23 protein-coding genes and 1 pseudogene are annotated in these 22,530 nt (G+C 63.2%); 12 read left to right on the top strand and 12 right to left on the bottom strand.

What is annotated here, in order from left to right; all coding sequences use genetic code 11:
• Window positions 1–37: 37 nt before the first annotated feature.
• The 3 genes and pseudogenes from FJ546_RS09005 to FJ546_RS08995 all read left to right on the top strand — a co-directional run.
• Window positions 38–667, top strand: coding sequence for a hypothetical protein (locus FJ546_RS09005; RefSeq protein WP_140889009.1), 630 nt, complete (start codon window positions 38–40; stop codon window positions 665–667).
• A gap of 168 nt (window positions 668–835) precedes the next feature.
• Window positions 836–1,771 carry a ribose-phosphate pyrophosphokinase gene (locus FJ546_RS09000; RefSeq protein ID WP_010911102.1) on the top strand — a complete coding sequence of 312 codons (936 nt, stop codon included), beginning with the start codon at window positions 836–838 and terminating at the stop codon, window positions 1,769–1,771.
• Window positions 1,772–1,845: 74 nt separating this feature from the next.
• Window positions 1,846–2,387, top strand: a pseudogene (locus tag FJ546_RS08995) (tripartite tricarboxylate transporter substrate-binding protein); the annotation flags it as partial.
• Between the two features lie 26 nt (window positions 2,388–2,413).
• Here FJ546_RS08995 and FJ546_RS08990 read toward each other — a convergent pair.
• Complete coding sequence (locus FJ546_RS08990; RefSeq protein ID WP_140889008.1) at window positions 2,414–3,292, bottom strand: helix-turn-helix transcriptional regulator; 879 nt, start codon at window positions 3,290–3,292, stop codon at window positions 2,414–2,416.
• A gap of 151 nt (window positions 3,293–3,443) precedes the next feature.
• Between FJ546_RS08990 and FJ546_RS08985 the strand changes: the two genes are divergently transcribed.
• Window positions 3,444–4,685 carry an MFS transporter gene (locus FJ546_RS08985; protein ID WP_181167875.1) on the top strand — a complete coding sequence of 414 codons (1,242 nt, stop codon included), beginning with the start codon at window positions 3,444–3,446 and terminating at the stop codon, window positions 4,683–4,685.
• 71 nt (window positions 4,686–4,756) lie between these two features.
• Here FJ546_RS08985 and FJ546_RS08980 read toward each other — a convergent pair whose 3' ends face one another.
• The gene (locus tag FJ546_RS08980; protein WP_140889006.1) at window positions 4,757–5,614 is read right to left on the bottom strand and encodes an alpha/beta hydrolase; all 858 of its coding nucleotides are present in this window, start codon (window positions 5,612–5,614) and stop codon (window positions 4,757–4,759) included.
• 149 nt (window positions 5,615–5,763) lie between these two features.
• Between FJ546_RS08980 and FJ546_RS08975 the strand changes: the two genes are divergently transcribed.
• The 7 genes from FJ546_RS08975 (at window position 5,764) to FJ546_RS08940 (ending at window position 11,544) form a co-directional block, all read left to right on the top strand.
• Window positions 5,764–6,192, top strand: a complete 429-nt coding sequence (locus FJ546_RS08975; protein ID WP_140889005.1) for a MarR family transcriptional regulator — start codon at window positions 5,764–5,766, stop codon at window positions 6,190–6,192.
• Between the two features lie 440 nt (window positions 6,193–6,632).
• Entirely contained in the window at window positions 6,633–7,274 is a 642-nt protein-coding gene (locus FJ546_RS08970; RefSeq protein WP_140889004.1) for a 50S ribosomal protein L25/general stress protein Ctc, read from the top strand.
• 23 nt (window positions 7,275–7,297) lie between these two features.
• A complete protein-coding gene (gene pth / locus FJ546_RS08965; protein WP_140889003.1) occupies window positions 7,298–8,020 on the top strand; it encodes an aminoacyl-tRNA hydrolase in 723 nt (240 codons plus the stop codon).
• A 97-nt stretch (window positions 8,021–8,117) separates the two neighbouring features.
• Complete coding sequence (gene ychF / locus FJ546_RS08960; protein ID WP_019860664.1) at window positions 8,118–9,221, top strand: redox-regulated ATPase YchF; 1,104 nt, start codon at window positions 8,118–8,120, stop codon at window positions 9,219–9,221.
• A 296-nt stretch (window positions 9,222–9,517) separates the two neighbouring features.
• Complete coding sequence (gene corA, locus FJ546_RS08950) at window positions 9,518–10,492, top strand: magnesium/cobalt transporter CorA (protein ID WP_140889002.1); 975 nt, start codon at window positions 9,518–9,520, stop codon at window positions 10,490–10,492.
• 114 nt (window positions 10,493–10,606) lie between these two features.
• The gene (locus FJ546_RS08945) at window positions 10,607–11,077 is read left to right on the top strand and encodes a MaoC family dehydratase (protein ID WP_140889001.1); all 471 of its coding nucleotides are present in this window, start codon (window positions 10,607–10,609) and stop codon (window positions 11,075–11,077) included.
• Window positions 11,074–11,544, top strand: coding sequence for a MaoC family dehydratase (locus FJ546_RS08940; protein ID WP_140889000.1), 471 nt, complete (start codon window positions 11,074–11,076; stop codon window positions 11,542–11,544). Before FJ546_RS08945 ends, FJ546_RS08940 begins: the two co-directional genes overlap by 4 nt.
• A gap of 46 nt (window positions 11,545–11,590) precedes the next feature.
• Here FJ546_RS08940 and FJ546_RS08935 read toward each other — a convergent pair whose 3' ends face one another.
• From FJ546_RS08935 to petA, 6 genes are all read right to left on the bottom strand, one after another.
• A complete protein-coding gene (locus FJ546_RS08935) occupies window positions 11,591–12,136 on the bottom strand; it encodes an adenine phosphoribosyltransferase (RefSeq protein WP_027047299.1) in 546 nt (181 codons plus the stop codon).
• Between the two features lie 167 nt (window positions 12,137–12,303).
• Window positions 12,304–13,449 (bottom strand): alpha-hydroxy acid oxidase, encoded by a 1,146-nt coding sequence (locus FJ546_RS08930; RefSeq protein WP_181167874.1) that lies wholly within the window; start codon window positions 13,447–13,449, stop codon window positions 12,304–12,306.
• A gap of 170 nt (window positions 13,450–13,619) precedes the next feature.
• A complete protein-coding gene (locus tag FJ546_RS08925; RefSeq protein WP_140888999.1) occupies window positions 13,620–14,315 on the bottom strand; it encodes a phosphatase PAP2 family protein in 696 nt (231 codons plus the stop codon).
• Window positions 14,316–14,444: 129 nt separating this feature from the next.
• Entirely contained in the window at window positions 14,445–15,302 is an 858-nt protein-coding gene (locus FJ546_RS08920) for a cytochrome c1 (RefSeq protein WP_140888998.1), read from the bottom strand.
• Between the two features lie 27 nt (window positions 15,303–15,329).
• On the bottom strand, window positions 15,330–16,631 hold the full coding sequence (locus FJ546_RS08915; RefSeq protein ID WP_140888997.1) for a cytochrome b N-terminal domain-containing protein: 1,302 nt from the start codon (window positions 16,629–16,631) through the stop codon (window positions 15,330–15,332).
• A gap of 16 nt (window positions 16,632–16,647) precedes the next feature.
• On the bottom strand, window positions 16,648–17,208 hold the full coding sequence (gene petA / locus FJ546_RS08910) for a ubiquinol-cytochrome c reductase iron-sulfur subunit (RefSeq protein WP_010911121.1): 561 nt from the start codon (window positions 17,206–17,208) through the stop codon (window positions 16,648–16,650).
• Between the two features lie 315 nt (window positions 17,209–17,523).
• Between petA and FJ546_RS08905 the strand changes: the two genes are divergently transcribed.
• Window positions 17,524–17,868: a cupin domain-containing protein gene (locus tag FJ546_RS08905; RefSeq protein WP_140888996.1), complete on the top strand. Its 345-nt coding sequence runs from the start codon at window positions 17,524–17,526 to the stop codon at window positions 17,866–17,868.
• Between the two features lie 69 nt (window positions 17,869–17,937).
• Here the strand turns inward: FJ546_RS08905 and FJ546_RS08900 are convergent, their stop codons facing one another.
• The 4 genes from FJ546_RS08900 to FJ546_RS08885 are packed head-to-tail and all read right to left on the bottom strand — an operon-like array spanning window position 17,938 to window position 22,503.
• On the bottom strand, window positions 17,938–18,249 hold the full coding sequence (locus FJ546_RS08900; RefSeq protein ID WP_140888995.1) for a DUF6665 family protein: 312 nt from the start codon (window positions 18,247–18,249) through the stop codon (window positions 17,938–17,940).
• Between the two features lies 1 nt (window position 18,250).
• The gene (locus FJ546_RS08895; protein ID WP_140888994.1) at window positions 18,251–18,718 is read right to left on the bottom strand and encodes a GNAT family N-acetyltransferase; all 468 of its coding nucleotides are present in this window, start codon (window positions 18,716–18,718) and stop codon (window positions 18,251–18,253) included.
• A gap of 4 nt (window positions 18,719–18,722) precedes the next feature.
• Window positions 18,723–20,606: an ABC transporter ATP-binding protein gene (locus FJ546_RS08890; protein WP_140888993.1), complete on the bottom strand. Its 1,884-nt coding sequence runs from the start codon at window positions 20,604–20,606 to the stop codon at window positions 18,723–18,725.
• Window positions 20,607–20,616: 10 nt separating this feature from the next.
• Entirely contained in the window at window positions 20,617–22,503 is a 1,887-nt protein-coding gene (locus FJ546_RS08885; protein WP_140888992.1) for an ABC transporter ATP-binding protein, read from the bottom strand.
• Window positions 22,504–22,530 lie beyond the last annotated feature (27 nt).

Genomic DNA, 22,530 nt, shown 5'->3' with positions numbered 1-22,530 from the left:
AATGGGAGGCGTTCTTCGCCAAGGAGTTAGAAGGCAAATGAGACGATCGCATGTGACGACCGTGTCATTGCTTGTGGCATTGGCTCTGGCTGCCTGCACCAACGCAAAGGACGTTCTCGAACCATCCGCCATCACGCCGCCGGCGGCCTCGGCGCAGCCTGCGCCGGGAGCCCAGGGCGGCACGACGGCCACCGTTGCCGCAACGTCACCCACCGCGCCTGCCGCCACCACGAGCACTGCTGCAACCACCACCACGCCGCTCACCTCGGCGCAAAGTGCTGCCATCCTGTCGAAGACCCGGCTGCAGATCGCGCCGATCGTCGGCGCTTCGGTCGAGGCCGCGACCCCGCTGACGGCGGAACTGCAGACGCGCGCCAGGCAGCGTGGAATTACGCTCGCCGGCAGCGCCGACCAGACCGCGACCCATGTGCTGAAGGGTTATTTCTCGGCGATTTCGGAGGGCAAGGACACCACCGTCATCTATGTCTGGGACGTCTACGACCCCTCAGGCAACCGCCTGCACCGCATCAACGGCCAGATGAAGGCGCCTTCTGGCGCCGGCGCGGGCGGCGACAGCTGGAAGGGCGTCTCGCCGGCCACCATGCAGTCGATCGCCGACCAGACCATCGACCAGTTCGCGGCGTTCCTGGGTGGCAAGGCTGGCTAGCAAGGCCTGCTTGAGTGTTGCCTCTCCGCGATGGCACGAACCTTTCTTCAGCTTAGCCGGCGGATTCCCGATCTCGGCGCTTGCAATACCAGCGCGGGCCGCTAAAAGCCCGATTAAAAGGTCCGGGAGAGTCTGTCAGGCCTTCCCATCCTCCACCAGGAACGGTGCATGAAACTCTTCGCGGGCAATTCCAACAGGGTGCTGGCCGAAGCGGTCGCCCGCTATCTCAACATCCCGCTGGGCAAGGCCACTGTCAGGCGCTTCGCCGACCAGGAAATCTTCGTCGAAATCCAGGAAAACGTGCGCGGCGAGGATGTCTTCATCCTGCAGTCGACCTCGTTCCCGACCAACGATCATTTGATGGAGCTGCTCATCATGATCGACGCCTTCATGCGCTCCTCGGCCAAGCGCATCACGGCGGTGATTCCCTATTTCGGCTATGCCAGGCAGGACCGCCGGGCGTCGGGCCGCACGCCGATCTCGGCCAAGCTGGTCGCCAACATGATCACCCGCGCCGGCGTCGACCGCGTTCTGACGCTCGACCTGCATGCCGGCCAGATCCAGGGCTTCTTCGACATCCCGACCGACAACCTGTTTTCCGTGCCGGTGATGGCCCGCGACGTGAAGGCGAAATACAAGCAGCTCGGCAATGTCGTGGTTGTGTCGCCCGACATTGGCGGCGTGGTGCGGGCACGTGCGCTGGCCAAGCGCTTCGACGCGCAGCTCGCCATCGTCGACAAGCGCCGTGAGCGCCCGGGCGAATCGGAAGTCATGAACATCATCGGCGCGGTCGCCGGCAAGGATTGCCTGCTGATCGACGACATCGTCGATTCCGGCGGCACGCTGTGCAATGCCGCCGATGCACTCTTGGCCAACGGCGCCACCAGCGTCACCGCCTATATCACCCATGGCGTGCTGTCGGGGGGCGCTGTCGCCCGCATCAGCGGCTCGAAGCTGCAGGAGCTGGTGATCACCGATTCCATCCAGCCGACGCAAGGCGTGCTCGACGCCCCCAACATCCGCGTCATCTCGATCGCCGACCTGATGGGCGAGGCGATCTCGCGCACGGCGACCGAGGAATCGGTGTCGAGCCTGTTCGACTAACCCCGCGATCGACGAAACGTCGGCCGGGCGGAGCGGCCCCCCTTACTGTCAGCTCTTGTCTGCGGCGCCCCGCGATCGACCTGTTGAAGAAGGACCCTTGCAAATACGCCTACGCTTCATCGAGCAACGGCACCCCGCTGCATCTCTCGGGAGAGCTTTTCAAGAAGATGGCCGGCGTGAGCACGTAGCACATACCCTATAAGGGCGCCGGGCCGGCCCTGAACGATGTCATCGCCAATCAGGTGCCGATGATGTTCGACAACCTTCCGTCTTCATCGGGGCATATCAAGGGCGGGACGCTGCGAGCTCTGGGCGTCACCACCAAGGAGCGCGTTCCCTCCTTCCCTGACGTCCCGGCAATTGCCGAAACCATTCCTGGCTATGAAACCTACAGCTGGAACGCCCTGTTCGCGCCCGCGGGCACCCCGCGGACGTGATCGAGGTTTTGCACAAGGCAGCGGCCAAGGCGCTTCAGGATCCCGATGTGATTGCGCGCATGGGCCAACTCAGCGCCTCGATCGTGGCCTCCACTCCGGAAGAGCAGGCAACGCATGTGAAGGCTGAACTCGCCAAATGGGAGCCGATCGTCAAGGCGAGCGGCGTTCAGATGGACTAGGCGTTAATGCGCTCCGGCATTGCTTACTATGGCGCCGGGGCCTCAAGGCGAGGCGGGGCTCGCCGCATGCCTTCGCTGTTGTCTCGCGCGCCGCGCATATAGCCGCGCGGCGACGAGCCCAGCATGCGCTTGAACATGGTGATGAAGGCCGGCACGCTGTCATAGCCGAGATCGAGCGCCACCCGGGTGATCGGCTCGCCATCGGCGAGCCGCGGCAGCGCCGCGAACAGGCAGGCCTGCTGGCGCCATGTCGACAGCGACAGGCCGGTCTGGCGCTGGAAGGCGCGCGTGAAGGAGCGCCGGCTCATGCCGGCGGCGTCAGCCCATTCGTCGATCGTCGCATGCGGCGAAGGTGCAGCGACGAAGCGGCGGCACAGCGCCGCCAGCCTCGCATCGGACGGGAATGGCAGGCCGAGCGGCCGTTCCGGCAAGGTCGGAATCTCATGCAGCAACAGCTTCATGATCAACCCGCCGCGTCCTTCCAACTCGCCGCCTTGCGGCAGCTTCTCCGATTCCACGATCAGGCTGTGCATCAACGCGGTGACGCCGACGACGCGCAAGCCCTCCGGCAGCCCCGGGATCGCGCCCGGCATGACATAGACCGAGCGCATCGAGACATCGCCCAGCATCTCGACGGAATGTTCGATGCCGGCCGGAATCCACATCGCGTGGTCTGGCGGCACCATCCAGCGCCCATGCCGCGTCGTCACCAGCACGACGCCGACCAGCGCGTGCAGCAACTGGCTGCGCCTGTGGCGGTGTTGCGGCACGTGGTAGCCGTCGGGATATTCGGTCGGCAACGCCACCGCCGGCCCGGCGACTTCCTCCAGCCATTGCCAGCGGCTCCGGTGCAACTGGCCGAGATCGGCATTGCCGGCGCGGAAGATTTCCCTGCCATGCGGCATCTTGTATGGCCCACTTGCGAAACTATTGGACCAAACCACGAAAGAAGTAGCGCGGCAAGCGGCTTATAAGGCAACCATCCCTGAGGCGGCCGCGGGAGCGTCCGCCAGATTGCCCGCGGGCGTGCCCGCCAAAAAGACCACGGAGCCTGCCTTGACCGATACGACAGCCGCCAGCGTCGCGTCACCATCGACCGCCAGTCACGCCTCAGCCCAGGCGACGGCCTTCACCGTCATCCTGGCGGTGAGCTTCTGCCATTGCATCAACGACATCATGCAGTCGCTGCTATCGGCCATTTATCCGCTTCTGAAACAGAATTACGGCCTCGATTTCTGGCAGATCGGCCTGCTGACCTTCACCTTCCAGGTGACGGCGTCCTTGCTGCAGCCGGTGATCGGCATGATCACCGACAAGCGGCCGATGCCCTATTCCCTGCCCTACGGCATGGCCTCGTCGCTGATTGGCCTGGTCGTGCTGGCCTACGCCGGGCACTATTATCTGCTGCTGATCGGTGCCTCATTAATCGGCATCGGCTCGGCGATCTTCCATCCCGAATCCTCGCGCATCGCGCGTTTCGCCTCGGGCGGCCGGTTTGGCCTGGCGCAGTCGCTGTTCCAGGTCGGCGGCAATTTCGGCCAGTCGATGGGGCCGCTGCTGGCAGCTTTCATCGTCGTGCCGTTCGGCCAGACCAGCATCGCCTGGTTCGCGGTCGGCTCGCTGATCGGCATCGTCGTTTTGTGGCAGGTCGGCGGCTGGTACAGCCGCTTGCGCGCCGCACAAGGCACCCGCAAGGCGGCAAGCTTCGCCTCGCCCTTCCCGCGCCGCAAGGTCATGAGCGCGCTGGTCGTGCTGACGCTGCTGGTGCTGAGCAAGAACGCCTACATCGCCAGCCTTGCCAGCTACTACACCTTCTACTCCATCCATAAATTCGGGGTGTCGGTGCAGATGAGCCAAGTGATGCTGTTCCTGTTCCTTGGCGCCTCGGCGCTGGGCATCCTGCTCGGCGGCCCGTTCGGCGACCGCTACGGACAGAAGGCGATGATCTGGTTCTCGATCGTCGGCGTGCTGCCCTTCACGCTGGCGCTGCCCTACGCCAATCTGGAATGGACGATGGTGCTCACCGTGCTGATCGGCCTCATCCTGTCGTCGGCCTTCTCCAACATCGTCGTCTTCGCCCAGGAACTGGTGCCGGGCCGCGTCGGCATGATTGCCGGCATCTTCTTCGGCTTCGCCTTCGGCATGGGCGGCATCGCGGCGGCCGTGCTCGGCGTCGTCGCCGACATGAAGGGCATCGATTTCGTCTTCCAGATCTGCTCGTATTTGCCGTTCCTGGGCCTGCTGACGGTGTTCCTGCCCAACATGAAGGAAGCCCGGAAGGCGCCGGCAGCAGCCTAGCTTCGGCTGCCCCTGAACGGATACGGAAAAGCACCCGCCAAATGGCGGGTGCCTCTTTTTTCTTGGAGAACTCAAGCCTTGAAGAAGGCCAGCAGGTCGGCGTTGATGACATCGGCGTGGGTTGTCGCCATGCCGTGCGGGAAACCCTTGTAGACCTTGAGCTCGCCCTTCTTGAGCAGTTTGATCGACAGCAGCGCCGAGTCGGCGATCGGGACGATCTGGTCGTCATCGCCATGCATGACCAGCACCGGAACGTCGATCGCCTTCAGATCCTCGGTGAAGTCGGTTTCCGAGAAAGCCTTGATGCAATCGTAATGCGCCTTGGTGCCGCCCATCATGCCCTGGCGCCACCAATTGTCGATGACGCCTTCCGATACTGCCGCGTCCGGACGGTTGAAGCCATAGAACGGGCCGGCCGGGACATCCCGGTAAAGCTGGGCGCGGTTGGCTGCGACGCCGGAGCGGAAACCGTCAAAGACCTCGATCGGCAAGCCGCCGGGATTGGCAGCCGTCTTGAGCATGATCGGCGGCACCGCGCCGATCAGCACCGCCTTGGCGACGCGGCCACCTGAGCCGTACTTCGCGACATAGCGCGCCACCTCGCCGCCGCCGGTCGAATGGCCGACATGGATGGCGTTCTTGAGGTCGAGATGCGCGGCCAGTTCAGCGACATCGGCGGCGTAGGTGTCCATCTCGTTGCCGGTATCCGTCTGCGTCGAGCGGCCATGGCCACGCCGGTCATGGGCAATGACGCGGTAGCCCTGTGCCAGGAAGAACAGCATCTGTGCGTCCCAGTCGTCGCTGCTCAACGGCCAGCCATGATGGAAGACGACGGGCTGACCGGTTCCCCAGTCCTTGTAGAAAATCTGCGTGCCGTCCTTGGTGGTGATCGTGCCGCTGCCGGAACCGGATTTTGTCTGCAAAGCCATCTCAATCTCCTTTGATTGTTTTTCGCGATAAACAATATCGCGATATTTATATCGCTAGCGCAGCCCTAAACCCTTGTCTACAGAAATATGTATCGCGATATCATTTTTCATGGTATTAAATTCCTACGTCGGCAAACAAGGAACGCGTCGTGCCTCTCCCCTTGGACAACCAGCTCTGCTTCACGCTCTACGCCACCTCGATGGCGATCAACCGCACCTACAAGCCGATGCTGGACGAGATGGGGATCACCTATCCGCAATATCTCGTGCTCAACGCGCTGGGCGAGACCGACGGCATGTCGGTCGGCAGGGTCGCCCATCGGCTTGCTTTGGAATCGAGCACCGTCACCCCCCTGGTGAAGCGCATGGAACACGCCGGGTTGGTCACCCGCCAGCGCAGCCAGGCCGACGAGCGCCAGGTCCAGGTCGACCTGACATCGGCCGGGCGCGCGCTGCTCGTCCAGTGCAACTGCCTCAACGAGACCTTGATCGAGCGCTCGGGCATGACGCTGGCGGAGCTCGATGCGCTGAACCGGCAAATCCAGGCGCTGCGCGATGCGTTGAGCGGCGATCGGTAGCCACCGGCTGAAGCTTGAGTGCCTCGGCGCGGCTTGACTGCGCTCGCACGGCATTGAAATACTCCTTAGTTCGCCTCTCGTGCCCAGGCTGGCACGAAACGAAATTTCGAGCATGAGGAGTTGCGGGGAATTACCCACAGGCTCTCGATTCTGCTATAGGGCTCTCGATTCTGCTATAGGGAATGCTGCGGCGAACTGCCCTTCATACCTTCCAGCCCGACCGCTTGCGCCTCTCGCCACCTTCCGCTATAGAGCCGCCACCCGCGTAGACACCCTTGGAGGCAACGCGGTGGAAGGCTGCCTTCCCTTGTGATCCCGAACAAAGCTCCGTCTCAAAGCGGGCGCCCTCATTCGGACATCGAGGTCTGGCGGCTTTCGACGTTTTCGGCTTGGGCAATTTGCCCTCCGCAAACGCTCCATAACACGCGAAAGGAAAAGCCATGAGCCACGATACTTACGAGCTCAAGGCCGAAGCGCGCGAACAGGTCGGTAAGGGGTCCGCCCGTGCAGTTCGCCGCAACGGTAAAGTGCCTGCAGTAATCTATGGTGACAAGCAGCCTCCCCTGGCGATCGCTCTCACCTACAAGGACATCTACTACAAGATCCACGGCGGCGGGTTCCTGACCACGGTCGCCACGATCGATGTCGACGGCAACAAGATCCAGGTCCTGCCCAAGGACTTCCAGCTCGACCCGGTCAAGGATTTCCCTGTCCATGTCGACTTCCTGCGCATCGGCAAGGACACCGAAGTCAATGTCGACGTGCCTGTCCACTTCATCAATGAGGACAAGTCGCCCGGCATCAAGCGCGGCGGCGTGCTCAACATCGTGCGCCACGAAGTCGAGTTCCACTGCCCGGCCAATGCGATCCCGGAATTCATCACCATCGATCTCACCGGCACCAACATCGGCGACTCGATCCACATCTCGGCGGTCAAGCTGCCGGCCGGCGTCAAGCCGGTCATCTCCGACCGCGACTTCACCATCGCGACCATTGCCGGTTCTTCGGCGATGAAGCCGGAGGCGGAAGAGACGGTCGAAGTGGCTGAACCTGAAGCGGCACCTGTCGCCGAAGAGAAGTAACTCTTTCCCGCCCGGAGCAGACGATGCTTGTCTTTGCAGGCCTCGGCAATCCGGGCGCGAAATACGCAGATAACCGGCACAATGTCGGCTTCATGGCGGCGGACGCGATTGCCCGCCGCCATTCCTTTTCGCCCTGGTCGAAGAAATTCCAGGGCCTGATCGCCGAGGGCACGATTGCCGGCGAAAAGATCATCCTGATCAAGCCGCAGACCTTCATGAACCTGTCCGGCCAGTCGGTCGGCGAGGCGCTGCGCTTCTACAAGCTCGAGCTTTCCGCGCTCACTGTCTTCTATGACGAGATCGACCTTGCCGAAGGCAAGCTGCGCATCAAGACCGGCGGCGGCGCCGGCGGCCACAACGGCATCCGCTCGATCGACGGCCACGTCGGCAACGCCTATCGTCGCGTGCGCATCGGCGTCGGCCATCCCGGCGTCAAGGAAATGGTCCAGCACCATGTGCTCGGCGATTTCGCCAAGGCCGACCGCGAATGGCTCGATCCCTTGCTCGAGGCGATCGCCGACAACGCCGCCATGATCGTCAAGGGCGATGAATCCGGCTTCATGAACAAGGCCGCCCTTGCCGTCCAGGGCAAGACGGTTCTGGAACTCGATAAGCCCGCGTCGAAGCAAGCCCCCAAGCAACAGAGCCACATCCGCCAGGCACGCCCGCAGCAGGCCCCCGCCAAACTGCCGGAATCCGGCCCGATGGCCGCCATGCTGAAGAAACTCTTCGGCAACAAGGACTGAGCGCGCACGCATGCGGCCTTACGGGGCTTGACGTTGATCACCCCTATCGCCCATAGCCCTCATCAAATTTCGCTTTTCCCGATAGGACTGGACAAAAATGGGTTTCAAATGCGGCATCGTTGGCTTGCCCAACGTCGGCAAGTCGACGCTCTTCAACGCGCTGACCAGGACGGCGGCGGCGCAGGCCGCCAACTATCCGTTCTGCACCATCGAACCGAACACCGGCGAGGTGGCGGTGCCCGACCCGCGCCTGCAGAAGATCGCGGCCATCGGCAAGTCCAAGGAGATCATCCCGACCCGCATCTCCTTCGTCGACATTGCCGGCCTGGTGCGCGGCGCCTCGAAGGGCGAAGGGCTGGGCAACCAGTTCCTCGCCAACATCCGCGAGGTCGACGCCATCGTGCATGTGCTGCGCTGCTTCGAGGATGACGACATCACCCATGTCGAGGGCCGCATCGACCCTGTCGCCGACGCCGAGACCGTCGAGACCGAGCTGATGCTCGCCGACCTCGACAGCCTCGAGCGCCGCATCGTCCAGATCCGTAAGCGCGCCGGCAGCAAGGACAAGGAAGCAACGACAGTGCTGCCGATGATGGAGGCGGCGCTCGAGCTGCTGCAGGCCGGCAAGCCGACCCGTATATTGCTCAAGGGCATCTCGGCGGAAGATTTGCGCATCCTGCAGGGCCTGAACCTGCTGACCTCGCACCCCGTGCTCTATGTCTGCAATGTCGCGGAGGCCGATGCCGCGACCGGCAACGAGCACACCAGGGCGGTGGAAAAGATGGCAGCCGCGCAGGGCGCGGGCACGGTGGTGATCTCGGCCGCGATCGAGGCCGAAGTCGCCCAGCTCTCCGACGAGGAAGAGATGGAATTCCTGTCCTCGCTCGGCCTCGACGAGCCGGGCCTCAACAAGGTCATCCGCGCCGGTTATGAGCTTTTGCATCTCATCACCTATTTCACCGTCGGGCCGAAGGAGACGCGCGCCTGGACCATCCACAAGGGCGACAAGGCACCGCAGGCCGCCGGCGTCATCCACACCGACTTCGAACGCGGCTTCATCCGCGCCCAGACCATCGCCTATAACGACTTCGTCACGCTGGGCGGCGAAGTGGCGGCCAAGGAAGCCGGCAAGGCGCGAGACGAAGGCAAGGAATATGTCGTCCAGGACGGCGACATCATGCTGTTCAAGTTCAATACCTGACGCCTGGGATCTGGTGCTCGCCTGCCGGAGCATCCGCTACAATCTCGGCTCGGGCTGGATAGAGCCTTCTCTCGAACGGTACGGGCCGCCGGAAACCGAGCCGGCGAAGCTTTCCTGGCGTCGGCTGCTCGACGAGTTCTTCTGAGCGGCCGATCCCGGCCCGGCTCCCGCCGCTTGTCTTGATTTTGTCATGGCACGGGTCTAAGCGGCTGGCACACGGTCGCGCACGCGACGAAGAGCCGTGCAATCCGACACGACGCGCAATCCGAACGAACCTTCGCAGGGGGGATCTGGCGATGATCAAGGCATTTGTCGTGGACAATGATCGCCTGCGCGTCGTCGACGACCTGCTGGCCGACGGCGACAGGGTCGTCTGGGCCGACCTGATCAGTCCGACCAAGGAAGAAGAGGCCACCATCGAGAACTGGCTCGGCGTCGCCGTCCCGACCCGCGAGGAGATGGAGGAGATCGAGATTTCCAGCCGCCTCTACATCGAGGACGGCGCCTACTTCATGACCGCCACTTTGCCTGCCCAGACCGAGGTCGACGATCCCCTGATGTCGCCGGTCACTTTCGCGCTTGCCGGCAACAGGCTGATCACCATTCGCTATCATGAACCCAAGGCCTTCAAGACCTTCCCGCTGCGCGCCGAGAAGGTGGCGACCGGCTGCACCAGCGGCGACACCATCCTGATCGGCCTCCTGGAAGCAATCGTCGACCGTCTCGCCGACATCCTCGAACGCGCCGGCCGCGATATCGAGACGATTTCGCGCGACATTTTCCAAGCGCGCTCGACCAAGGTGTCGAAGCGCAACCGCGACTTCCAGGAACTGCTGAAAGCCATCGGCCGCAAGGAAGATATCGCCTCGTCCGTGCGCGACAGCCTGATCTCGCTGCAGCGCCTGGCCGGCTTCCTCGCCCATGTCGCGACCCAGACCAAGATGAGCAAGGATGTCCGCGCCCGCATCAAGACCTTGTCGCGCGATGTGCTGTCGCTCGCCGACCACGCCACCTTCCTGTCGCAGAAGATCTCCTTCCTGCTCGACGCCACGCTCGGCATGATCTCGATCGAGCAGAACGCCATCATCAAGATCTTCTCGGTCGCCGCCGTCATCTTCCTGCCGCCGACACTGGTCGCCTCGATCTACGGCATGAATTTCGACGTCATTCCCGAGCTGAAATGGGAGTTTGGCTATCCCTTCGCCATCGGCCTGATGATCCTGTCGGCGATCCTGCCCTTCTGGTATTTCCGCCGCCGCGGCTGGCTCTGACCGCTGCAGCCGGCGCCGGCTGCCTCAGGCTGGCTCACCAGAAAGGACTTGACCAAATCGCTGCCGGCCTGCATCCGGATTGCCCGATCCTTGGGATTTGACCGGATTGCCGACATGAGCGCAAAGACATGGGCCTATGAGGATTTCGTCGAGGGCGCCTCGTTCGACCTCGGCACGAAACAGGTAAGCGCAGCCGAGATCATCGAGTTCGCCAGTGAATTCGATGCCCAGCCGATGCATCTCGACGAGGAAGCCGGCAAGGCCAGCATCCTCGGCGGCCTCTCTGCCTCAGGCTGGCACACCTGCGCCATGTTCATGCGCATGCTGTGTGATGCCTTCCTTTTGGACTCCACCTGCCAGGGCGCGCCCGGCGTCGACCAGGTCAAATGGAAGAAACCGGTCCTGGCCGGTGATACGCTCAGAGGCAATTTGGTTGTCCTGGCCAAACGCCTGTCGCGATCGAAGCCGCAACTCGGCTTCATCACCATGCGCAGCGAACTGATCAACCAGCGCGGCGAAAGCGTCTTCGAGCTTGAGAATTCCGTCATGTTCCTGACGCGCGATGCCGTGGGGTATCAGGCATGACCCTGGATGAATTCTTCCGCATCGGCACCACGATGACGCTGGGCTCGCACACATTCGAGCCCGAGGCGATCAAGGCGTTCGCCCGCAAATACGACCCGCAGATCTTCCATATCGACGAGGAGGCCGCCAGGAAGAGCGTGCTCGGCGGGCTTTGCGCCTCCGGCTGGCACACCGCCGCCACCTGGATGAAGCTCAACCTCGAAGCGAGCATGGATGCCGAGGGGGCCAGCTGGAACGGCCCCGGCCCGGTCCCGGAATTCGGCCCCTCGCCCGGCTTCAAGAACCTGAAGTGGCTGAAGCCTGTCCATGCCGGCGAGACCGTCACCTTCAGCCGCACCGCGCTGTCCCATCGCGCCATCGCCTCGCGCCCCGGCTGGCGAATGCTGTCGCTGCGCGCGGAAGCTTTCGATTCGACCGGCGACAAGGTGCTGGAGTTTGAAAGCGCCGTGCTGGTGAAGGTGGAGTAAAAGCGTTGCCCTTCTTCCTTCTTCCCCTGGGACAAGGATGAGATCCTCAATGTCCCTCGAACCCGATCAGCGTCCGCACCGGCACGCCGAGCGCTTCGAGCTTGGCGCGGCCGCCGAGATCGGGCAGGTCGATGACGAAGCAGGCGGCAAGGATATCGGCGCCGATCTGCCGCAGCAGCTTGACCGCCGCTTCCGCCGTGCCGCCGGTGGCGATCAGGTCGTCGACCAGGATCACCTTTTCGCCCGGGGAAATGCCGTCCTTGTGCATCTCCATTTCGTCCAGCCCGTATTCCAGGCTGTAGGCGACGCGCACCGTCTCGAAAGGCAGCTTGCCCTTCTTGCGGATCGGCACGAAGCCGGCTGAAAGCTGGTGAGCGACGGCGCCGCCCAGGATGAAGCCGCGCGCCTCGATGCCGGCGATCTTGTCGACCTTCTGGCCGGCATAGGGATGCACCAGTTCGTCGATGGCGCGCCGGAAGGCGCGCGCATTGCCAAGCAGCGTGGTGATGTCGCGAAACAGGATGCCGGGCTTGGGATAATCCGGGATGGTGCGGATCGCGGCCAGCAGCGTGTCTTCGAGCGAAGGTTTCATGAGGCGGCTCCGGATGATCCAGCTGACAGGTTTGAAACGCGCGGGAGGCTGATCGTAGCCCGACGCGACCGACAACGGCTAGCGCGATGTGGCGGCCGAGACAAGCGCATCCGGCAAAGGATTGGCCTGGCCCGGCGCAGTGATCGTCCGCGCCGATGCTCTGCTGGTCACCGGAAGCGCAGGTTCTCGCGCGACAATTGTCCGATCGAACTGCAGCCCATCAGCTTCATGCCGCGTTCGATCTCGACCCGCATCTGTTCAAGCGCCCGTTCGACACCCGGCTGGCCGGCCGCCGCCAGCGGAAACAGATAGTAACGGCCGATGCCGACGGCCTTGGCGCCGAGCGACAGCGCCTTCAGCACATGCGTGCCGCGCTGCACGCCGCCATCCATGATGACGTCGATCCGGTCGCCGACGGCATCGACGATCTCGGCCAACTGGTCGAATGCCGCCCGCGAGCCGTCCAGCTGCCGGCCGCCATGATTGGAAAGCACAATGCCACTGCAGCCGATCTCGACGGCGCGTTTGGCGTCCTCGACCGACATGATGCCCTTGAGGCAGAACGGGCCCGACCACTGCCTGACCATCTCGGCGACATCGTCCCAGGTCATCGACGGGTCGAGCATTTCGGTGAAATAGCGGCTGATCGACATCGTGCCGCCGCCCATGTCGACATGTTCGTCGAGCTGCGGCAGCTTGAACCCCTCATGGGTGAAATAATTGATCGCCCAGGCCGGCTTGAGCGCGAACTGCGCCATCCCCGCGAGGTTGAGCTTGAAGGGAATGGCAAAGCCGGTGCGCTTGTCGCGCTCGCGGTTTCCCCCCGTGATGCTGTCGACGGTCAGCATCATCACCTCGACGCCAACTTGCTTCGCCCGCTGCATCATCGCCCGGTTGAGGCCGCGATCCCGGTGGAAGTAGAACTGGTAGACCTGCGGACTGACACTGATCCCGCGCGCCTCCTCGAGGCTGACCGTGCCAAGCGAAGAGACACCGAACATGGTGCCGTATTTGGCGGCGGCCTTGGCCACCGCGCGCTCGCCCTGATGGTGGAACAACCGCTGCAGGGCGGTCGGCGAGCAATAGAACGGCATCGCCAGCTTCTGCCCCATCACCGTCACCGACATGTCGATCTCGCTCACCCCGCGCAGCACGTTGGGAACGAGGTCGCAGGTCTCGAAGCTTTCAGTGTTGCGGCGATAGGTGACCTCGTCGTCGGCCGCGCCATCGATGTAGTCGAAGATCGGTCCCGGCAGCCTTCGCTGCGCCATGCGGCGGAAATCGGAAAAGTTATGACAGTCACGAAGCCGCATCATCGTTTCCCAGGCCATCACAGGCCAGCATTCGCCGCCCTTCGATGCCTCGAATATCAATCCGATGCAGCCCTGCCAACGGGCTAATTGCGGAACTCCCGCAAAGCATGGCCGTGAATAGAAAAGGGGCGCCGGAGCGCCCCTCGCATCGAAGCCGATTGCTGGCGAAGTTACATGCCGAGATCGGAACGAAGCTCTGCCCTGGCCGTTTCGTATTCGGCCTTGAAGTCGTCCCGGTTGAGCAGGAGAGCGGCAATGACGCTGCCGGAAATCTTGCCCATCTCGACGTCGGACGCATAGTGGATACCGCCAATCTCACGGTTGTGGGCATATTCGGCGGCGCGCGCCATGATCTCGGCGCGCTTCTCCGGAACCATGTCGGCCAGGATGATGCCCATCATAGTTCCGACGGTGGCGTGGCCGGATGGCCAGGAGCCGGAGCTAGACAACTTGACCACAGGCTTGACGAGGTCGCTGAGCTGATGCGGACGCGGGCGCTTCCAGACATCCTTGGCCGGATCGACGACAGCGCCTTCGGTCTCGACCACGCGATCGAAGAAGGCGCTGAACTTCGGCAGCTTGTCCTTGTTGAAATTCGGCCCCATCACATTGGCAAAGCGCCAGACATTCTCCTCGGAGTCGGCAACGGCGCTGGCCACCATCTCGGGCGTGCGTGTCACCTGCAGCGTCAGCACCTCGCCGAGTTCGGCCTTGGTCTGCGCCGAATCGTTTGCCGGTGGCGGCGGCAGGATCATCGTCAGGTCGATGTCTTTGTTTGTGACGAAGGGTTTTGCGTCTTCGGCCCGGGCGGCAGAGCCGATGACCAGCAACAGCAGACCAGCAGTCAGCGATGCGTATTTCTTCATGGGTGCGATCCTTTTGTGGGAATGGCGCAGGATCGCTGTTGGCGGTGACGGTCATATGACACTGCCTGTCGCCGGAAGTGCAAAAAGGCGCCTTTCGGGCGCCTTTTTTTGTCGTTGGCTAGGCAGGCTTTAGTGGGCCACGCCTTCCCACACCTTGCGCTTGGTCAGGTAGACCAGCGCGCCGAAGAGCAACAGGAACACCAGCACGCGGAAGCCCATCTTCTTGCGGTCTTCCATGTGCGGCTCGGCGGCCCAGGTCAGGAAGGCAGCCACGTCGCGGGAATACTGGTCGACCGTCTGCGGCGAACCGTCATCATAGGTCACCTGGCCGTCGGAGAGCGGCTTGGGCATCTTCAGCGACACGCCAGACATGAAGTACGGGTTGTAGTGCGTGCCCTCGGGAATGACCATTCCGGCCGGCGGCGTCTGGTCGTAGCCGGTCAGCAGCGAATGGATGTAGTCGGGGCCGCCCGCGTCATACTGGGTGAAGATATCGAAGACGAACTGCGGAAAGCCGCGCTCGACGCCGCGCGCCTTGGCCAGCAGCGACATGTCGGGCGGGGCAGCGCCACCATTGGAGGCAGCCGCGGCTTCCTCATTGGCGAACGGCGCCGGGAAATGGTCGGACGGCTTGCCGGGACGGTCGAACATGTCGCCGGCGTCGTTGGGGCCGTCATGGATGGTGTATTGGGCGGCCAGCGTCTTGACCTGGGCTTCGTTGTAGCCGAGGTCCGACAGCGTGCGTAACGCCACCAGGTTCATCGAATGGCAGGCCGAGCAGACTTCCTTGTAGACCTTCAGGCCGCGCTGCAGCTGCGCCTTGTCATAGGTGCCGAACGGGCCGGTGAAGCTCCAGCTCATTTCCTTCGGCTCGTTGATCGGGAAATGCGTGGGTGCCGCCGCATTGTGCGCCTCTTCGGCCGCGAAGGCTGCGGTGCCGGCAGCCACAAGGCCGACCAGCGCCAGCGAGGTGAGAATCTTTTTCATGCCAAATCCCCTTAGATTCTCTACCGCTCAGCCCTTGGTCTCTGGCGCGGCCGTGGCGCCCGCCGGATGCCCGCTGCCACCCTTGTTCTTTTCGAGCACCGCCTCGGTGATCGAGTTCGGCAGCCTGCGCGGCGTCTCGATCAGGCCAAGCACCGGCAGCGCGACCAGGAAGAAGGCGAAGTAGAACAGCGTCGCCATCTGCGCCATGAACACATAGCTGCCTTCCGCCGGCTGCGAGCCCAGCCAGCCGAGCAGGATGGCATCGGCCACGAACAGCCAGAAGAACAGCTTGTACCAGGGCCGGTAGACCGCCGAGCGCACTTTGGAGGTGTCGAGCCAGGGCACCAGGAACAGCATGACGATGGCGCCGAACATGCACAGCACGCCGCCGAGCTTGGAATTGATCGGCCCGATGTTGAAGGTGATGGCGCGCAGGATCGCGTAGAACGGCAGGAAGTACCATTCCGGAACGATATGGGCCGGGGTCTTCAGCGGGTTGGCCACCGTGTAATTGTCAGGATGGCCGAGATAGTTCGGCAGGTAGAAGACGAAATAGGCGAAGACGAATAGGAACACGATCATGCCGAACGCGTCCTTGATGGTCGCGTAGGGCGTGAAGGCGACGGTGTCGGTCTTCGACTTGACCTCGATGCCGGTCGGGTTCGACTGGCCCACCACATGCAGTGCCCAGACGTGCAGCACGACGACGCCCGCAATCATGAACGGCAAGAGGTAGTGCAGCGCGAAGAAGCGGTTCAGCGTCGGGTTGTCGACGGCAAAGCCGCCGAGCAGCAGCTGCTGGATCCAGTCGCCGACCAGCGGAATGGCGCTGAAGAAGCCGGTGATGACCGTGGCGCCCCAGAAGCTCATCTGCCCCCATGGCAGCACATAGCCCATGAAGCCGGTCGCCATCATCAGCAGATAGATGATGCAGCCGAGGATCCACAGCAGCTCGCGCGGCGCCTTGTAGGAGCCGTAATAAAGGCCGCGGAAGATATGGATGTAGACGGCGACGAAGAAGAACGAGGCGCCGTTGGCATGCAGGTAGCGCAACAGCCAGCCGGAATTGACGTCGCGCATGATCTTTTCGACGGAGCCGAAGGCGAGATTGGTGTCGGCCGTGTAGTGCATGGCCAGCACGATGCCGGTCAGGATCTGCGCCACCAGCATGATCGCCAGGATGCCGCCGAAGGTCCAGGCATAGTTGAGGTTGCGCGGCACCGGATAGGCGATGAAGCTGTCGTAGACCAGCCGCGGCAGCGGCATGCGGGCATCGAACCAGCGTTCGATACCGGTCTTGGGCGTATAGGTCGAGTGTCCCTCGCTCATCGAAATATCCCCTGCCTCAACCGATAAGGATCTTGGTATCGGAAATGAATTTGAATACCGGCACAGCCATGTTTTCCGGTGCCGGACCTTTGCGGATGCGGCCGGCGGTGTCGTATTGCGAACCATGGCACGGGCAGAACCAGCCGCCGAAATCGCCTTCCTGGCCGAGCGGGATGCAGCCCAGATGCGTACAGACCTGAACCATCACCATCCAGGCTTCCTTGCCGGGCGTGGTGCGGTTGGCGTCGGTCGCCGGCGCATCGGCCGGCAGGTTGGCGTTGCGGGCGATCGGATCCTTCAGATCGGAGAGGTTGACGGCCTCGCCGTCCTTCATTTCCTTTTCGGTGCGGTTGCGCACCACGACCGGCTTGCCGCGCCACTTGACGATCAGCGACATGCCAGGCGTCAGCGAGGCGACATCGACTTCCACCGAGGCGAGCGCCAGCGTCGAGGCATCGGGGCGCATCTGGTCGATGAAAGGCCAGGCGACGGCGCCGGCTCCGACCACGGCAGCCATGCCCGTGGCGACATAAAGAAAATCTCGACGATTGGGATCGTGGATGTCGGTTGCGCTCACGGGTGCCTGATCCTTTCGCCTCTTCCGCGCCGGTGGCCGAGCCTTGTTCCCCGCTCAATCACGCCAACCCGACAGCGCATGGCGAACAGGCTAGCGAATTCCTCCGGCATTTGGACTTCGGTTTATGCGTGAAGCCCGTTTTTGTCCAGACGGGTCAAGGCACAAGGGCAGATTGTCGCGGGGACAAAATCCCCTATTGTCCGGCGGGACGGCGAATGGCCGCAAAAGGCGGCTAAACAACCGGGAAATATCAGCAAAATCCAAGGCTCAAGCTTGCCTCGACACAGGGCGCCGGTGTGATCTATCCTCCTTCGCATGGCGCACGTCATAGACCGCGACGAATGGGCAGTTCGGTCCGACCATTGGAAGGGCGAGTTGCAAGGCGGCGCCTACGGCTCCAACTCCTGCCTGATCTTCAACTACCTGCCCGATGTCGGCGGCGGCCCGCGGCTGCACTCCCATCCCTACGCGGAGATATTCATCATCCGCCAGGGCACCGGCCTGTTTACCGTGGGCGACAAGGAAATCGAGGCTTCCGCCGGCCAGATCGTCATCGTGCCGCCCCACACGCCGCACAAATTCACCAATCTCGGTCCGGGCCCGCTGGAAACGACCGACATTCACGAGAACGGCACGTTCATCACAAAGTGGCTCGAGTGACGGTTCAAGGCCCTGTCGAATTCCCGATTGCTGCCTAGTGGCCGGGCTCTCAAATGTCGTGGGCCGAGCCTACCGGGCGCCGAGCCTGACCAGCACAGCCCTGGGGATGTCGTATTCGCGGATGACGCCATCGTGCTTGCGCAAGCCGCACAGCTCGCGCTGGATGAAATAGCCGTGCACCGCCTCGGCGGCCTCCTTGAGAAGCTTGGGGCGCAACTCCTCATCGGCATTGTCGCGCAACCTGGCCAGCGTTTCCTCGACCTTTTGGCCGGCACGGCCGAGTGCCGCCGCCTTTTCGGCCAGGACTTCGTGGCCAAGCGCGTCGAAGGCCGCTTCAGCGGCCGAAGAGCCGGCAAGATGGGATGGCGGACGCAAGGACATTTCAGTTCCCCTTCCCGAATACCATGCGGTGGGTGACGAATTCTTCGCCTTCCACGCGCCGAAAGCCAAGCCTTTCATAAAAGCCGAAGGCGTCCCGCGGCGCGCGGGTGTTCAACGCGGTGAAATGGCGGCGTGCCCGATCGATGACGGTCTCGACCAGCATGCGGCCGAGGCCGGCGCGGCGGTGAGGCGCGCTGACGAACAGGTGCCGCACCCGGCCCTGGTCCCTGCCCTCGACATAGGGATCGATGTTCAGCCCGCATACACCGGCAAGTTCGGCGCCATGCCACACCCCGAACAACGCCTCGCCCCGCTTCAGGAACTTGTTGCGGCCGCTTGCCCAGCCATCCGCCAGGCGCACCAGCATCCAGTAGCCTTCCAGCCGGCTCTCGTCCTTCAGCCTGTCGAAGGCCGGCGTGGTCGGCCGGAGCCGCTTGAGCACATAACCGACTTCCGGCGTCCCGCCCATACGCCTACTCCGCCGGCCGCGTCTCTTCGAGCACGCTTTCCTCGTGATAGAGGAAGCCGCCGGACTGCCGCTTCCACAGCCGCGCATAAAGCCCGTCGAGCGCCACCAGTTCGTCATGCGTGCCTTGCTCGACGATGCGGCCGCCGTCCAGCACAACAAGACGGTCGAGCGCGGCGATGGTCGACAGCCGGTGGGCGATGGCGATGACCGTCTTGTTCTCCATCAGCCGGGCGAGATTCTCCTGGATCGCCGCCTCGATGTCGGAATCGAGCGCCGAAGTCGCCTCATCGAGGATCAGGATCGGCGCGTCCTTCAGAAAGACACGGGCTATCGCCACGCGCTGGCGCTGGCCGCCCGACAGTTTCACGCCGCGTTCGCCGACAAAGGCCTCGTAGCCGGCGCGGTCCCGGTTGTCTCGCAGGCCGAGGATGAAGTCATGCGCCTCGGCCTTCCTGGCTGCCGCGATCACCTCGGCGTCGGTTGCATCCGGCATGCCGAGCTTGATGTTGTCGCGCAGCGAACGGTGGAAGAGCGCCGTATCCTGGCTGACGACGCCGATATTGGCGCGCAGCGAATTCTGCGTGACTTTGCCTACGTTCTGGCCATCGACAGTGATCGACCCGCCTTCCAGATCGTAGAGCCGCAGGATCAGGTTGGCGAGCGTGGTCTTGCCGGCACCCGATGGCCCGACCAGCCCCACCTTTTCGCCGGGCTTGACGACAAGGTCGATGCCGTTCAGCACGCCGAACCCCTTGCCGTAGTGGAACTCGACGCCCTTCACATCGATGCGTCCGCCGGCAACGACAAGCTCCCTGGCATTGGGGGCATCGACTAGCCCGAGCGGCTGCGAGATCAGCGCCTTGGAATTCTCCAGCACGCCGAGATTGCGCAGAATGCTGTTGAGCTGCATCATCAGCCGGCCAAGCAGCATGTTGAGCCGCAGCACCAGCGACAGCGTGAAGGCGACCGCGCCGACGGTGATCGAGCCCTCGACCCAGAGATAGACGGCAAAACAGCCGATCGCCGTGATCATGATGCCCGACAGCGTCGTCAGCGCCATGCGCACGCCGGTCAGCCGTCGGGTGAAAGGGCGCAACGCGTCGAGATAGATGTCGAAACCGCTCTTTATGTAGCGGTCGTCGCCGTCGGCCGCGAACAGTTTCAGCGTCTGCACGTTGGAATAGGAATCGACGATGCGGCCATTGATCATCGAGCCGGCCTCGGCTGTCGCCTCGGCATGCTTGCGGATCGCCGGCAGATAAAGTTTCGCCAGCCAGCCGAAGGCGGAAATCCAGATCACCACCAGCACCGCCAGTCTGAGATCCAGTCCGGCGACCAGCGCCAGCGTCGTCACCGTGTAGACGACCATGAACCAGACGACCTCGATGAAGCTCTCCATCAGGTCGCCGGTCGCTTGCCCCGCCTGCCAGACTTTCGTCGCGATGCGGCCGGCGAAATCGTTCTGGAAGAAGGCGTAGGACTGGCGCGACACATGCCGGTGCGCCTGCCAGCGCACCAGATTGTAGAAGCCGGGCGTGATCGTCTGCTCGTCGACCAGCGCCGACAGGCCGACGACGATGGTGCGGACGACCAGCACGACCGCGATCATGAACACCAGCTCGGGGCCGGCGGCGGCCCACAGCGCGTGCCAGCTGCGCCCGCCGGGAAGCTGGTCGAGTATGTCGACCAGCCGCCCGACGAAGTAGAACAGGCCGGCCTCGACCAGCGGCGCGATGCCGCCGATGACCAGCATGGCGAAGAAGGCGAACTTCGCCTGGCCGACATAATGCCACAGAAAGCCGCCGACACTCGACGGCGGCCGAAGATTCGCCGGCTCCCTGAACGGATAGACCCAGTTCTCGAACCAGCGATAGATGGCTGTCATCATGCGGCGGCCATCATTCTGCGGCTTGCCCCTTCGCGATCACGTCATTGGCGACATCGGCCGGTATGTCCTCGAGCAGGAACCCGCCCGACTGGCGCTGCCAGAGTTGCGCGTAGAGCCCGCCCTTGGCGACCAGTTCCTCGTGCGAACCTTCCTCGATGACACAGCCCTGATCCATCACCACAAGCCTGTCCATCGCCGCGATTGTCGACAGCCGATGGGCGATGGCGATGACGGTCTTGCCCTGCATGAGCTTGTAGAGGTTCTCCTGGATGGCCGCTTCCGCCTCGGAATCCAGAGCCGACGTCGCCTCGTCAAGGATAAGTATAGGCGCATCCTTCAACATAACGCGAGCAATGGCGATGCGTTGCCGCTGGCCGCCGGACAATTTGACGCCGCGGTCACCGACATAGGCGTCGAACCCCTTGCGGCCCTTGTGATCCGCGAGCCCGCCAATGAAGTCCAGTGCCTCGGCCCGCCGCGCCGCCTCGACAAGCATCTCGTCCGAAGCATCGGGCCGGCCGTAGAGGATGTTCTCGCGCACCGAACGATGCAGCAGCGAGGTGTCCTGCGTGACCATGCCGATCTGGGCGCGCAGTGAATCCTGCTTCACGCCGGCGATCTCCTGGCCGTCGATCAGGATCTCGCCGCTTTCCAGATCGTAGAAGCGCAACAGCAGATTGACCAGTGTCGACTTGCCGGCGCCCGAGCGGCCGACAATGCCGACCTTCTCGCCCGGCTTCACCGTCAACGACAGGTTTTCGATCACGCCTTTCTGCTTGCCATAATGGAAGCGGATATCCTCGAAGCGGATCTCGCCCCTGGAAACGGCGATCTCCTTCGCATCCGGCCTGTCCTCGACGAGGCGCGGCAGCGAGATCGAGGCGATGCCGTCCTGCACGGTGCCGATGTTCTCGAACAGGCCCGACATCTCCCACATGATCCATTGCGACATGCCCCACATCCGCAGCACCAGGCCTATGACCACGGCGACCGCGCCGATCGTCACCACTTGCCCCATCCACAGCCACAGCGAGATGGCGGTGACCGAGAACAGCAGCAGGGCGTTCAGAATGTAGAGTGTGCCGAAAAGCACCGTCACCAGCCGCATCGACCGGTAGACCGTGTCGAGGAAGCCCATCATGCCTTCCCTGGCGAAGGTCGCCTCGCGCTTGGCATGACTGAACAGCTTGACTGTCTGGATGTTGGAGTAGCTGTCAACGACGCGGCCGGTCATGACCGAGCGCGCATTGGCCTGCTCCTCGCCGACCTTGCCCAGCCGGGGAATGAAGTAGCGCAGCAACAGCACGTAGCCGACCAGCCAGACCGCCAGAGGCGCGGCCAGCCGCCAGTCGGCGGAGCCGACGATCAACAGCATGCCCAGGAAATAGACGATGACGTAGTTGAGCACGTCGATCACCTTGATGACACATTCGCGCACGGCGAGCGCGGTCTGCATCAGCTTGGTGGCGATGCGGCCGGCGAACTCGTCCTGGTAGAAGCTCATCGACTGGTTGAGCAGGTAGCGGTGCACCTGCCAACGGATGCGCATCGGATAGTTGCCCATCAGCGTCTGCTGGTTGAGCAGCGAATGCACCCATACCGTGCCCGGCAGTGCGAACAGCACGATGAAGGCCATTCCGGCAAGCTTCCAGCCTTCCGTTTGCAGGAAGGTTTCGCGATTCTGCCCCGACAGCCAGTCGACGATGCGGCCGAGGAAGCCGAACATCCAGACTTCCGCGATGGCGATGGCCGCCACCAGCACCGCGTCGACAAGGATATAGGGCCAGGCGCCGCGCGTATAATGCAGGCAGAAGGCTACCAGCGTCTTGGGCGGCTCGACCGGTTCCGCCGCGGGGAACGGATCGAGCCTTCTTTCAAACCAGCTAAACAACAACATTGGTCATGCCTGTGAAAATCTGTTTTC

Origin of the sequence: Mesorhizobium sp. B2-4-19, assembly GCF_006441315.1 — a bacterium.
Taxonomy (GTDB): Bacteria; Pseudomonadota; Alphaproteobacteria; order Rhizobiales; family Rhizobiaceae; genus Mesorhizobium.
This window is presented reverse-complemented; position numbering and strand designations above follow the sequence as displayed.